A 13625-nucleotide genomic window follows, 5' to 3' on the forward strand; every position below is an offset into this window, starting at 1 on the left:
TTGAATGTTCACATTGCCATTTCAGGGGGTTTGCAGCTTTTTTCTCAAAGCTCCCATATCTTCACCAACCTTTAAGTCCAAAATTCTTGCATAATGCTGTGTGGTCTTAATATTGGTATGTCCAAGCATTTTGGATACGCTCTCTATTGGTACGCCATTCAGCAGCGTAACCGTCGTTGCAAAGGTGTGTCTTGCAATGTGAAACGTCAGATCCTTATCAATACCGCACAGATCAGCAATCTCTTTCAGGTAAGCATTCATTTTCTGATTTGTCAGAATAGGAAGCAGCCTTCCTTCCATTTCACATTGCGGATGATCACGATATTTTTCGATAACACCCAACGCATAGGGCATGAGTGGAATCCGCGATGGGGTGTCTGTTTTTTGACGACTTGTAAAGATCCATTGCTCACCGTCATGACCTGAGACAATCTCCGAGCGTTTAAGCTTTTGTACGTCGATATAAGCCAACCCGGTATAGCAGCTGAACAGAAAGATGTCCCTCACTTGTTCCAATCGGCTGCTGACGAAAGTTTTCTGAGCCATCGTTTCTAATTCTTCTCTGGAAAGAAATGGGCGATCAACTTTCTTTATTCTAATTTTATAATTGAGGAATGGATTAATCGTTATCCAACCACTTGCCAGGCAAATGCGGACGATCTTGCCAAAGTTTTTGATGTACTTTAAAGCCGAATTGTTATTGCACTTTCTGACGGAGCGTAGGTAAAATTCAAATTCGCTAATAAAGCGGTGATCAATTTGCTTGACGCGTATATCATTGATCTTGTACTTCCAAAGCATGAAGTCCTGCGTGTGCTTTAAGGTCGTTTCATAGCGGGTAACGGTCGCAGGGGCGAATTCCTGGTTTACTAAGGCAGCCACTTTGCGGTTATGCTCTTTAAATACGTCAACCAGCATGATGGGCTTTTCCGTTTTTCCCTGGAACCTGTTTTTAATCTTTTCTATGGTAAGTTCCTCACCACAATCTTTCAAATAGCGGATGGTGTCATTGATCTTTAGCTCCACTGCATTTAGTTCGGCGTTTAGTTTATTGACTGCATCGGATTTACCTTTAGCTCTTTCTTCGCTTGGATTCCAGAACTTTGGCTGAATTTTTTGACCGGTTGCCAGTTCTGTCCGCTGTCCATCATAGGTGATCCTAACATAAACCGGAATTTTTTCTTCTTGAGAATTCGTTCTCTTTTTTAGATAAAAAAGTATAGCCACATTGTTAATCATAAAAAGCTGTTAAAAAGTTAAACAAATTTACCTTTACAGCATAATTCAAACAAGATGTTCACTCGCTGAACATGTTGACAATCAAATAGTTGTAGCGTTTCTGGTGAGCAGGTTTTTGAAAAACCTCTGCTAACCGAAATGCTCACCAGAATGGGCATTCAACGGTTAGCAAATGGCACCAAACTAAAACAAAAAACCCCTCATACGTAGCGTATGAGGGGTTTTAGTGCTTTTTGATACTGCCTTAGTGGAGCCGGAGGGATTCGAACCCTCGTCCAAACATGGTATAAGGTAAGCTTTCTACATGCTTAGTGCTGTTAATTTGTCGGGAAGGGGAAGGTCAGTTACTCACCTGTACCATCTTCCTTAGGTGCTTGTTCTCGCCTGCTTATCACACCCTAAGTTGGCCAGTTTCATTTGTCGATGCCCCGGTTGCCAGTTCAATGAAACAGAACACCGGCGGGACAAAAGCTATGCTAATTCTAAATTAGGCAGCTAAGGCGTAGTTATTTTCGCCATTTGTAAGTTTGAGCGTTCAGATTAAAGCGCTAATTCACCCAACGCGCTGCGTGCTTACTTACTTATCTCCATCCTGTCAATTCCGGTCGACCCCATTTTTTATGATAGTTACCCGTTTACAGTACAACAGATATCACAAAGGTACAAATTTTAAGCCAAATTTGTTGCTAGTAAAAAAGGCTGACAAATTTGTCAGCCTTTTTTTATTTAGTTCTGCACACCAGCTATTATAGGCTGGCCATTGATTACCCGTCCTGGATATATTTTTAAGGCTTGTTCCAGGCAAGTCATGGCAGCTTGTAAGTCGTTAGTGTTTAATACATAAGCCATTCTAACTTCGTTTAAACCAGCCCCTGCGGTACTATAAAAGCCAGTTGCAGGTGCCATCATAACGGTTTGGTTTTCATAGCTAAAGCTTTCCAGCATCCATTGGCAAAACTTATCAGCATTGTCGATAGGTAACTGAGCCACTACGTAAAATGCACCACCCGGATTAGGACAATATACACCTTCCATTTGGTTTAAGGCATTTACCAGTACATCGCGGCGATGCGTATATTCTTTATTTACAATTTCGAAGTAAGCATCCGGTGTATCTACAGCAGCTTCACCGGCAATTTGTTCCACCATGCCCGGACTTAAGCGCGCTTGTGCAAATTTTAGGGCAGCTTTTAATACTTCTGTGTTTTTTGTGATTAAACAACCTAAACGTGCACCGCAAGCACTATAGCGTTTGCTTACTGTATCCATCACAATCACGTTATCGTCTAACCCGCTTAGGTGCATGGGCGATGTAAAGGTGCGTCCATCATAGCAAAATTCACGGTAAGCTTCATCAGAAAACAAGTACAAGTCGTGTTTTAATACCAGTTCCTTTAACGCTTGCATTTCTTCTGCCGAGTACAGATAACCGGTAGGGTTATTAGGGTTGCAAATAATAATAGCTTTTGTTTTATCCGTAATCAGTTTTTCAAACTCGCTGATAGGAGGCAGCGCAAAACCATTTTCTATGTACGATAAAATAGGTTTTACTACTACATCGCTTTGGCAAGCAAAACCATTGTAGTTGGCGTAGAAAGGTTCCGGAATGATTACTTCATCACCCGGATCAAGGCAGGCCGACATGGCAATGGTAATCGCTTCCGATCCGCCTGTGGTTACAATAATATTTTCAGGGCTAATGTTGTAGTTTAGTTTGTTGTAATATTCGGTTAACTTTTTCCGGTAGGGTAAGGTACCTTCCGAAGCCGTGTAGGCCCATACTTTAAAATCAATGTTTTTAACAGCATTTAACATGCCTTCTGGGGTTTCAATATCCGGCTGACCAATATTTAAGTGATAAACTTTTTTACCCTCCAGTTTTGCTTTTTCAGCAAATGGGCTCAGTTTGCGTATAGGAGAGGCAGGCATATGTTGCCCTTTGTGCGAGATTTTTGGCATAGTACAAATTTAACAAAAAGATGTAACCCCTTAAAAACAAAACAAGGGATACTGCTGGTATCCCTTGTTGTTATTTATTTCTAATTTAAAGTTATTTACTGCTGGCCGCAGGCGAGGCTGTTACTTCACCCTCAATTACCAAGTTTTTGGTTGGGGTTTTTGCATTAGAAGTTACTACAATTACTTTGGAGAATGGGCCCATAGCTGCAGCGCTGTAAGTAATTTTAATAATGCCTTTGTCGCCATGCTTTACCGGCGATTTGGTGTAATCGGCAATGGTACAGCCACAGGTGGGTTGTACGTTGGTTAAAATTAAAGGCTCAGCACCTACGTTGGTGTACTCAAATTCGGTAGTAACGGGTTTGCCTTGCGCAATTTTACCAAAGCTGTGCTTTTCTTCGTTAAATTTAAATTCCGCTTTCTGATTGTCTTGAGCTGATGCAGTAAAGGCAAAGCCTATAATAGCTGCACAAAGTATAATTAGCTTTTTCATATTCATTTATGGGGTTTTGACACAAATATAATTTATTAGTTTAAATATGTTATAAAAATACTTACCTGCTTACGATGCAATTAACTAATAGGTTACACGTATAAACAGTATAGAATTTTTTAATTTTACGCCCAAATAATTTTGAATATGCCCGAAAGCATTGATCCGGCCGGCAGCGGTTTTGTAACCCCTGAGTTGAGCTTTGAGGATTTTAAAAAGATTGTGATTAATGATTACCGCATAGGTTACGAAAGCCGGCAGGCTAGCTTGCTCGGTCGGCGTGAAGTGCTTACCGGTAAAGCAAAATTCGGCATTTTTGGCGATGGTAAGGAAGTGGCCCAGCTAGCTATGGCTAAAGCTTTTAAACCTGGCGATTGGCGTGCTGGTTATTACCGCGATCAAACTTTTATGTTTGCTACAGGTATGAGCACACTGAAGCAGTTTTTTGCCCAGTTGTATGCACATACGGATATAGAGAAAGACCCTGCTTCGGGGGGGCGGCAAATGAACTGTCATTACGCTACTCGTTTTGCCAACCCTGATGGGAGTTGGGGTAATCAGGCCGAAACCATGAACTGCTCGGCAGATATATCTACCACCAGCGGACCTATACCACGTTTGCTAGGATTGGCTTATGCCTCTAAGCTATACCGTCAAAATAAGGAGCTGAATTATTTAAACCAGTTTTCTGTAAATGGTAACGAGGTGGCATTTGGTACTATAGGCAATGGTTCTACATCAGAGGGACTATTTCTGGAAAGCTTTAATGCGGCAGGTGTATTGCAGGTACCTATGGCTATTTCAGTTTGGGACGATGCTTATGCCATTTCTGTACCAGCCAAATTGCAAACAACCAAAGAGGATATATCAGAAGCGCTGAAAGGTTTTCAGCGGGAAAACGGTAGCAATGGTTTCGAAATATTCAAGGTGCGCGGTTGGGATTATGTTGCCCTGTGTGAAACTTATGCTTATGCTATCAACTTGTGCCGTGCTGAACACGTACCTGTTCTGATACATGTTACTGAAATGACCCAGCCTCAGGGGCATTCTACCTCAGGTTCGCACGAGCGTTACAAGCCGGCTGAGCGTTTACGCTGGGAAGCTGAATATGATTGCTTAGTACAAATGCGCCGCTGGATGATTAACACCGCTATCATCACTGAAGCAGAACTGGATGCTTTAGAAGATGCTGCCAAAAAGCGGGTACGTGAAAGTCAGCGTGAAGCCTGGAACGAATTTTCGGCCGAAATAAAATATGAGTTGGATGAAGCTGCTGCATTGATAGAGCAATTAGGGCAACAATTAGAAAGTAATCAGCTGAATCATATTGCTCATAGTTTACGGGCTTGCGTTGATCCGGGCCGGCGGGATGTAATAGGCTCGGTACGTAAAGCTTTACGACTTACTACCAAAGCTGATCTTGCTAAGCGCCAGCCCTTGTTAAATTGGTTGAAGACGCAAGATGCTGCCAATGAAGAACGTTTCAATTCTCATCTATTTACAGACACCCCGTTATCGCCGTTAAAAGTACCGACAGTTTCTGCGCAATATAGTGCCGGTGCCAAACTGCTGGATGGACGTGAAATATTAAACGCCTGCTTTGACGCTAACTTTGAACGCGATAAAAGCATTGTAGCCTTTGGCGAAGATGTAGGTGCCATAGGCGACGTAAACCAGGGCTTTGCAGGTTTGCAGGCTAAATACAGCGATTTACGTATTGTAGATACGGGTATCCGTGAATCAAGCATTATAGGGCAGGGGATGGGATTGGCTATGCGCGGTTTGCGACCTATTGCTGAAATCCAATATTTGGATTACTGGATTTATGCCATAGCTGTTTTAAGTGATGATATTGCCAGCTTAAGCTATCGTACCAAAGGTGGGCAGAAAGCACCGCTAATTGTACGTACCCGAGGCCATAGGCTGGAAGGTATCTGGCATTCTGGGTCACCCATGGCTGCTTTGTTGAGTACGTTGCGTGGTTTTCACATCTGCGTACCGCGTAACATGACGCAAGCCGCCGGTATGTATAATACCTTGTTACGTGGTGATGAACCGGCAATGGTAATTGAAAGTTTGAACGGTTACCGACTAAAAGAGCGTTTACCAGCTAATATCGGCGAGTTTACGGTACCATTAGGCAAAGCCGAAGTGTTGCTGCAAGGGAATGATATTACGGTAATATCTTATGGCTCAACGTTGCGCATTGTACAGGAAGCTGCGGATGATTTGAAAGAGATGGGGATCAATATTGAAATTATTGACCCGCAAACTTTGTATCCGTTTGATTTGGATAATGCCTGTGTAAACTCCCTGCAAAAAACCAGCAAGCTATTGGTGGTTGATGAAGATGTACCAGGTGGTGCTTCCGCCTATATACTGCAAAAAGTTTTGGAAGAGCAACACGGTTATAATTATCTGGATGCTGCCCCAAGAACATTAACGGCTAAAGAACATCGTCCGCCTTATGGTTCAGATGGCGATTACTTCAGCAAACCTTCTGTTGATGATATTATTGAGGCTGCGTATGCGATTATGCACGACAGTAATCCCAATAAATATCCAGCAATGTTTTAAATGTAGCTTTTTAGAATCAGGAATATAAATGAAAAGTGTTACAGGTGTTACATGTTTCAGAGTGTAACGCCCTGTAACACTGACAAAGCATTGGCAGTGGTGGCATTGTTTTGTCAGTGATATATAGGTAAAATGCTTCATTGTAGTCCATAACAAAACAGGACTCAAGTTTATTAAAAATGCTTTGTCAAGAACAATCCTTTCGCGATACTACTTCTAGATTTAAATAATTTACTATTTCCACATAATTACAAGCTCTTTTATTTAGAATAATTAAAAATAACGTTTGATCTTTTATAAAGTATTTCTACTTTTGCGCTATTCTTTATAATCAGTCTAAATAAATATGTATAAAAACCTACTAATTATCTTCAATTTATTTATTTTTTCATCACTGTATGCACAACGTACCGGTGGTATAAAAGGAACTATTCTTACATCTGATGGGCAGCCTGCCGAAGCTGTATCTGTAGGTATAAAAAATACAACTATAGGTACCATTACTGACGAAAAAGGATGTTTTCAATTAGTCAGAGTGAAGCCGGGAACTTACACATTGCGGCTATCAGGTGTTGGCTTGGTAACTGAAGAAAAAGAAGTTACAGTAACCAGAGATGTTACAGTAATGGATTTTAGATTGCGTGAAAGCTCAAATACTTTAAAAGAAGTAGCTGTATCGGGCAGCAGGAGGCGCTACAAGGTTGATGCACCATCTAACACCCTGCGTTTAAATGAGCCTTTGTTAGAAGTGCCGCAGAATATACAGGTAGTTACCAGCGATCAGATTAAAGATCAGCAAATATTTAACATGCTGGAAGGTGTATCGCGTAATGTAAGCGGGATAACTATGCAAGAGCATTGGGGAAACTATGCTCGCATCAATGCCCGTGGTGACAGGGTTGCGCCATTCCGCAATGGTATGAACATTGAAGCTACCTGGGGACCTCTGAATGAGGATATGTCATTTGTTGATCGTATTGAGTTTGTAAAGGGCCCTGCCGGTTTTATGCTGGCCAATGGTAATCCTTCGGGTTTTTATAATGTGATCACTAAAAAGCCTACTGGTACAAACCGGCAGTCTTTTGATTTTACAGCTGGTAGTTTTAATACCTATCGTGCCACTGCTGATTTTGATGGTAAAATAACTACTAACGGCAAACTGCAATACCGCTTAAACTTAATGGGGCAGTTGTCTGATTCATGGCGGCCTTACGATTTCACCAATCGTTACGCCATTGCTCCTGTTCTTCGTTACAAATTCGATGATAAGAATACAGTAACCGCCGAATATACTTATCAGTTTCAACGGCAGGCATCATTAGGTTCTGCTTATTTGTTTTCCTTAAAAGGATACAAGGATTTACCACGTGATTTTACCAATGCTGCACCCAATTACCCACCAATGAATATTCATGACCATAGTGCTTTTTTAACCTATGAGCATAAGTTTAGTGATAAGTGGAAATTTACAGCACAAGGAGCTTATTTTAACTATCATCAGAGTGGTACCGACTCTTGGATACAAGGTCCTGATTATACTACTAACACTATTTTCATCAAACCTAACGGCGATATTACACGCGCGCTATATTTCTGGGAAGGTATTAACCGGAACAAATTTGCTCAAGCCTTTGTGAACGGTGAGGCACAAACCGGCAGCGTTAAGCATCGCATCTTGGCCGGCGTTGATTTTGGTGATAAGTACTACATTGCTGATTTTAACCAGTCAGGTGTTGTGGATGTAAACAAGCCTTTTAATATTTATAATCCTGATTACAGCAATGTTACTATACCAACATTCAGTACTTCTACACCCTTAAGTCAGCGTGGTATTGGAAGTGTTACACTAGAACATTATCAATCTTTTTATGCACAAGATGAGTTAGGCTTTTTTGATCAGAAACTGCGCATTACTTTAGCAGGCAGGTACACTGCCGACCATATTGAGCAGTACGGCACGCCTAATACCAACCATCAATTTACGCCCCGTGCTGGCATTAGCTATTCTATTGATAGAAATACTTCCGTTTACGGTGTTTATGATCAGTCATTTCTGCCTCAAACCGGTTTGTTGCGTACAGGAGATGTAGTAAAACCAGTTACCGGAAACAACATTGAAGGCGGCTTAAAACGTGATTGGTTTGATGGTAAATGGAATACCTCTTTATCTATATACCAAATCATTAAAAATAATCAAACTGTAACCGATCCATCAAATGCTGCTAATGAGTTTTATGTAGTACAGTTAGGGCAAACCAAAACTAATGGCGTTGAGTTTGATGCCCGTGGCGAAATCATCTCTGGCCTGAACCTAATGGTTAATTATGCCTATACAAACTCGCATATTACTAAGGATACACGCGCAGGGTATGTAGGTACACAAGTGCCCGGCTTTGCCAAGCATGTAACCAATGCTTGGCTTACTTACCGCTTACAGCGCGGTACGTTGAAAGGATTAGGTTTTTCAACCGGGTACCAATGGCAACTTAAGCGTTTACCGTGGAACTTTAGTCAGGGTGAAACTTCCGATTTACCTAATTACTTCCGGTTAGACGGTGCCATGTCTTACCAATATAAAAAGTTCAATTTCGGTGTAAATGTAAATAATATCTTGAACGCCTATTTATTTTCAGGCGGACACTCCTCTTACTTAACTAATTATGCAAGTACTGTATACACATGGCAGGCCGAAGCTCCTGTTAATGTAAGGGCCACTATAGGCTACCGTTTTTAAATATGCGTATTAAAAAGGTCATGCTGTTTTTACATCGCTGGCTCGGATTTATATCCGGGCTTGTGGTGTTTATAGTGAGTGTCACTGGATGTATCTTCTGCTTTCAGAAAGAAATATCTGATGTAATTTATCGGAAGCAGTTGTTAGTTAATCCGCCAGTACATGGTGTTACTTTGCCGATTAGCCAACTTAAGCAAACAGCGCAGGCCGCACTGCATAGCCCAACGGTAAGCATTACCGCTTATACTGATCCGGGCATGGCATGGGAGTGTATGTACTACAAGCCCGGTAATGATAAAGCGTTCTGGGTTTTTGATACTATGGAAGCTTATAAATCGGTATTTATCAATCCCTACACCGGCCAAATTACCGGTATGCGCGATTATAAAACTGATTTCTTTATGGTAGTGAAGTACATACACTGGAGCTTGCTGCTAAATACTAGATATGGCCAACCCATAGTTGGTTATAGCACCCTCATTTTTGTTGTTTTACTCATAACTGGGTTAATATTGTGGTGGCCAAAAAACTTGAAGCGTGCTAATTTTAATAAAAGCTTTAAAGTAAAGTGGAATGCCAGCTTTAAGCGTTTAAATTATGATTTGCATAATGTACTGGGCTTCTATGCTACCCTGGTTGCTTTAGTTTTGGCCCTTACGGGTATGGTGATGGCTATGCAATGGTTTAATAAAGCTGTTTACGTAGTAGCTTCACAATCTATTATCCCACCTGCGTTTAAAACGTTTACCTCCGATAGTACGGCTAAACAAATAGCACAACCGTTAAATGTAGCTTTCAAAGCAGCCTGGCAAAGTTTTCCGGATGCAAAACGCATCATGATTACGCCGGCAGCAACTACCAAGGATGTAATTTACGCTTATGGGTATCGTGGTAAAGAAGATTTTTATGATTGGGATATATTGCGTTTTGACCAATACAGCGGTAAGCTATTGAACCGCGAAAACTTCAAAGACAAAAACAACGGAGAAAAGCTACTAACTATGAATTATGATATTCATGTAGGCGCAATATGGGGTCTGCCCGGTAAAATTCTGGCTTTTATAGCTAGTTTGATATCGGCTAGTTTGCCTGTTACTGGTTTGCTGGTGTGGTTGGGTAAACGCAAAAAGTTTAAAAGAAAGTCTAATCAGGGCTCTGATGTACAGGGGGCAGATAGTTTGGTACAACGTAGCACAACCAAGATAAGCCGCGTTTACCAAGCTGGAAAAGCTTAATGAACTTTGTCGGGCTTTCATACAATAACATTTATCTTAGCACCGCTAAAAATATAATTATGGATAATCAGGATTTTAATAACATTGCTCATGTCATCAAAACGCGCCGTACTGTTAAACCGGCTATGATGAACGGGCAGAAAATACCTAACGGGCATGTTGCTGCCATACTGGAGCTGGCCGATTGGGCACCTACACATGCACATACCGAACCATGGCGTTTTGTGGTATATGAAAACCCACAAGCCTTTTGCCAACAACATGCTGATTTGTATAAAGAGCAAGCCGAGGGAGATAGCTTTAACCCGGCTACTTACAATAATTTAACTCACATGGGCGATAAAGCTTCACATATTATCGTAGCTTATATGCACCGGGGTGAGTTATCAAAAATACCAGTGATGGAAGAGATTGCTGCTGCGGCATGTGCAATTGAAAACTTGCTGCTGGGTGCACGTTCTTTAAACATTGCCAGCTATTGGGGAACCGGTGGTGCTACTCTAAAACCAATCATGAAGCAATATTTGGGCTTAGGCCCAGACGACCAAGTGATGGGCTTACTCTATTTAGGCTATGCTGATGAACAGCCTGAAGGCAAACGTAAAGTGCCGCTGGAAGAAAAAATAAAATGGGTGCAGTAAGCTCCTGAATCATAAATTGATTTAACAAAAAAGGTTGTCTGATAGAAGCTAATTAGCTTCTATCAGACAACCTTTTTTATTTTAATGACAGTTCTGCTGGTTGTAAGGCAGTCTTAATTTAAACGGCTTTACCTGCACTTTTAGCTAATCGCCGCTCACGACGTAAATGCCATATCTGCCCTATATGGCGTGTTGGAATGTTGTCACCAAATAGCTTACCCCAAGGTTTCAGATCGTCTATACGATCAAAGATAATCTTCAATACGGCAATGAATGGGATAGACAGGAACATGCCTGATATGCCCCATAATGCGCCGCCGAGCAACACAATGACAATAGATATGAGCGCATTAATCTGTACTTTTGAAGATACGATACGTGGCACCAGAATGTTGTTATCAATAAACTGGATAACCGAATACGCTACTACAATACCTAGCTGGGTAGAATAACCATCTTTGGTTACCGTGGCCATTAGCACAGGAAGAGCAATAGCAATGATGCCGCCAATGTAAGGTAGCATATTTAACAGAGCACCTATCACCCCTAAAAGTATTGCATAAGGTACGCCCAAAATCATCAGGGCAGCTGAGTTCAGGATAGCTACAATCAAGGTTTCAGTTAATAAACCTACAATATAACTTTGTATGGCTGCTTTAGTCTCTTTCAATATATCAGCTACTTGTGCTACATTTTCTTCCGAAAAAACTTCAAATAAAAAGTTCAGGATTAAAGTTTTGTACAACAACATTAAGAATATATATACCGGAATCAGGAAGATAATACTTAGCGTTCCCAGTACTGTACCGATAGTTTTGCCAACCATGGCTTTGCTGTTGTTTAAAGCCTCGTTTATAAACTGAACTTGCTTTTGCGTATTAATGCCAAAGTGTATAAACACCCAGTTCTTTAAATCATTAGTGATTTCAGCAAACTTAGCCTTTAAGGTAGGCAGGGATGCACCGAAGGAGATAATCTGTGAAGACAAAAAGTAAAAGAGACCGGCTAGTACCAGTATAGCAATCAACAAAGTAATGCTGATGGCCACTATTTTAGGTATCTTTAATCGTTCTAGCCGTGTGCAAAGCGGGTTAAGTAACACGGCAATAAAAGCAGCAAATGCCAGCGGTATCAATATATCGGCTAGCTGGTCAAAAACATAAAACAGAAGGATGAGGCCGAATAAAACAACGGTACTTTGTAGGTAAAAAGGATACTGCTTGGTTTGCATTGGTATAGTATGTGATGAATATAACTACTATAATCAACAAAGCACCTGAATGTTTGCTGTCTGCCTGCTTTCCATTAAAAAGCTGTCTAAAGTATTGATGATGTAATATTTACCTTAAATTAAAAAGGCGGTGCTGTATAACACAGTACCGCCTTTTTATAATGAATGGAATAAATACTTACTTCTTCATAATTTTCATAATATCGCTTCCGAAGGTAAATACCATGATACTGATAAGTACCACAAAACCTACAATTTGGGCGCGTTCTAAAAACTTATCGCTTAAAGGTTTGCCTTTAATCATTTCAATAATCAGGAACAGGGCATGACCGCCATCTAGTGCCGGGATAGGCAGCAAATTCATGAGCGCCAACGCCATAGATAGTAAACCTACCAGGCTCCAAAAACGCAGCCAATCTATATGGTTGCCAAATAGTTTAGCAATGCCGATAGGGCTTGATAAAGCTTTTTGTGCTTTTACCTGACCGGTAAATACCTTGCCTAAACCTTTGGCATTATCTGAAAACGTACCCCAGGCACGTGAAGCACCTACAGGTAATGAGCCAAAAAAGCCGAAAGTTAATGTTTTTTCGGTAGGTAAATCAGTTTTTGAGCGGAAGCCTAATTGACCTTCTGCGTTTACCTTTGCATTAACAGTTTGCAGCGCATCGTTGCGTTTCACATCAAGTAATACGGGCTTGTTCTTGTTTTGAGCCAGCTGGCTGTGTAGTTCATCTAAAAAGGCAACCGGCTTGTGGTTTACGGCTACAATACTATCGCCATGCTGCAAACCTGCTTTTTGCGCGTTGCTGTTGGCCGTAACTGAATCTACCGCAAACTTGGTACGCGGTATGCGGCTGATAAACTCCTCAATACCCAAATCTGATACATCGTTCAGGATGTTTCCTGGAATGGTTACATTTAAGGTTTGGCCATTGCGCAGCACGGTTAAGGTGCTATTACCCATCAGTACTTTAGAGCTTACCAAATCTTCAAAGCGTACTACTTTCTGCCCGTTTACGGCTGTAATTTTGTCGCCGGCTTTTAAACCAATTTTCTGACCAATTACACCCGGTACAATACCATATTTCAGGCTTTCATTAGGGATATAGCTTTCGCCGTATTTAATAGTAAGTACCCAAAAAATCAGGATACCCAGAATAATATTAACGGTTACACCGCCCAGCATTACGATTAAACGTTGCCATGCCGGTTTGGAGCGAAATTCCCAAGGTTGCGGCGGACCAGACATTTGCTCAGTATCCATGCTTTCATCAATCATGCCGGCAATCTTTACATAGCCACCTAGCGGCAGCCAGCCCATACCGTATTCAACACCACGGTAGTTGAATTTAAACAGGCTCACGTTCCAGGCATCAAAAAACAGGTAGAACTTCTCTACTTTTATGCCGAAAGCGCGTGCCGCTATAAAGTGTCCGAATTCGTGTAAAATTACTAAGATAGATAGGCCTAGTATCAGTTGGCCTGCCATAATCAATACATCCATATTGTATTT

9 protein-coding genes and 1 other RNA gene are annotated in these 13625 nt (G+C 41.3%); 4 read left to right on the top strand and 6 right to left on the bottom strand.

Annotated features, from left to right (window positions below; translation table 11 throughout):
- Nucleotides 1-21: 21 nt before the first annotated feature.
- The 4 genes from HH214_RS16455 to HH214_RS16470 all read right to left on the bottom strand — a co-directional run bounded on the left by HH214_RS16455 (nt 22) and on the right by HH214_RS16470 (nt 3691).
- Nucleotides 22-1239, bottom strand: coding sequence for a site-specific integrase (locus HH214_RS16455; RefSeq protein WP_169609437.1), 1218 nt, complete (start codon nt 1237-1239; stop codon nt 22-24).
- 245 nt (nt 1240-1484) lie between these two features.
- Nucleotides 1485-1852, bottom strand: a transfer-messenger RNA (tmRNA) gene (gene ssrA, locus HH214_RS16460).
- 113 nt (nt 1853-1965) lie between these two features.
- Nucleotides 1966-3198: a pyridoxal phosphate-dependent aminotransferase gene (locus tag HH214_RS16465; RefSeq protein ID WP_169609439.1), complete on the bottom strand. Its 1233-nt coding sequence runs from the start codon at nt 3196-3198 to the stop codon at nt 1966-1968.
- A gap of 91 nt (nt 3199-3289) precedes the next feature.
- Nucleotides 3290-3691 carry a DUF1573 domain-containing protein gene (locus HH214_RS16470; protein ID WP_169609441.1) on the bottom strand — a complete coding sequence of 134 codons (402 nt, stop codon included), beginning with the start codon at nt 3689-3691 and terminating at the stop codon, nt 3290-3292.
- A gap of 147 nt (nt 3692-3838) precedes the next feature.
- Here HH214_RS16470 and HH214_RS16475 point away from each other — a divergent pair, with 147 nt between their 5' ends.
- The 4 genes from HH214_RS16475 to HH214_RS16490 all read left to right on the top strand — a co-directional run bounded on the left by HH214_RS16475 (nt 3839) and on the right by HH214_RS16490 (nt 10878).
- Nucleotides 3839-6268, top strand: coding sequence for an alpha-ketoacid dehydrogenase subunit alpha/beta (locus tag HH214_RS16475; RefSeq protein WP_169609443.1), 2430 nt, complete (start codon nt 3839-3841; stop codon nt 6266-6268).
- 346 nt (nt 6269-6614) lie between these two features.
- Entirely contained in the window at nt 6615-9002 is a 2388-nt protein-coding gene (locus HH214_RS16480; RefSeq protein ID WP_169609444.1) for a TonB-dependent receptor, read from the top strand.
- A gap of 2 nt (nt 9003-9004) precedes the next feature.
- Complete coding sequence (locus HH214_RS16485) at nt 9005-10237, top strand: PepSY-associated TM helix domain-containing protein (protein ID WP_169609446.1); 1233 nt, start codon at nt 9005-9007, stop codon at nt 10235-10237.
- A 59-nt stretch (nt 10238-10296) separates the two neighbouring features.
- The gene (locus tag HH214_RS16490) at nt 10297-10878 is read left to right on the top strand and encodes a nitroreductase family protein (RefSeq protein ID WP_169609448.1); all 582 of its coding nucleotides are present in this window, start codon (nt 10297-10299) and stop codon (nt 10876-10878) included.
- A gap of 118 nt (nt 10879-10996) precedes the next feature.
- Here the strand turns inward: HH214_RS16490 and HH214_RS16495 are convergent, their stop codons facing one another.
- Together HH214_RS16495 and rseP are read right to left on the bottom strand one after the other, a co-directional pair.
- Entirely contained in the window at nt 10997-12109 is a 1113-nt protein-coding gene (locus HH214_RS16495) for an AI-2E family transporter (protein WP_169609450.1), read from the bottom strand.
- Between the two features lie 178 nt (nt 12110-12287).
- Nucleotides 12288-13616 carry an RIP metalloprotease RseP gene (rseP, locus tag HH214_RS16500; RefSeq protein WP_169609452.1) on the bottom strand — a complete coding sequence of 443 codons (1329 nt, stop codon included), beginning with the start codon at nt 13614-13616 and terminating at the stop codon, nt 12288-12290.
- Between the last annotated feature and the right edge of the window lie 9 nt (nt 13617-13625).

The organism is Mucilaginibacter robiniae, assembly GCF_012849215.1.
GTDB classification, from domain to species: Bacteria; Bacteroidota; Bacteroidia; order Sphingobacteriales; family Sphingobacteriaceae; genus Mucilaginibacter; species Mucilaginibacter robiniae.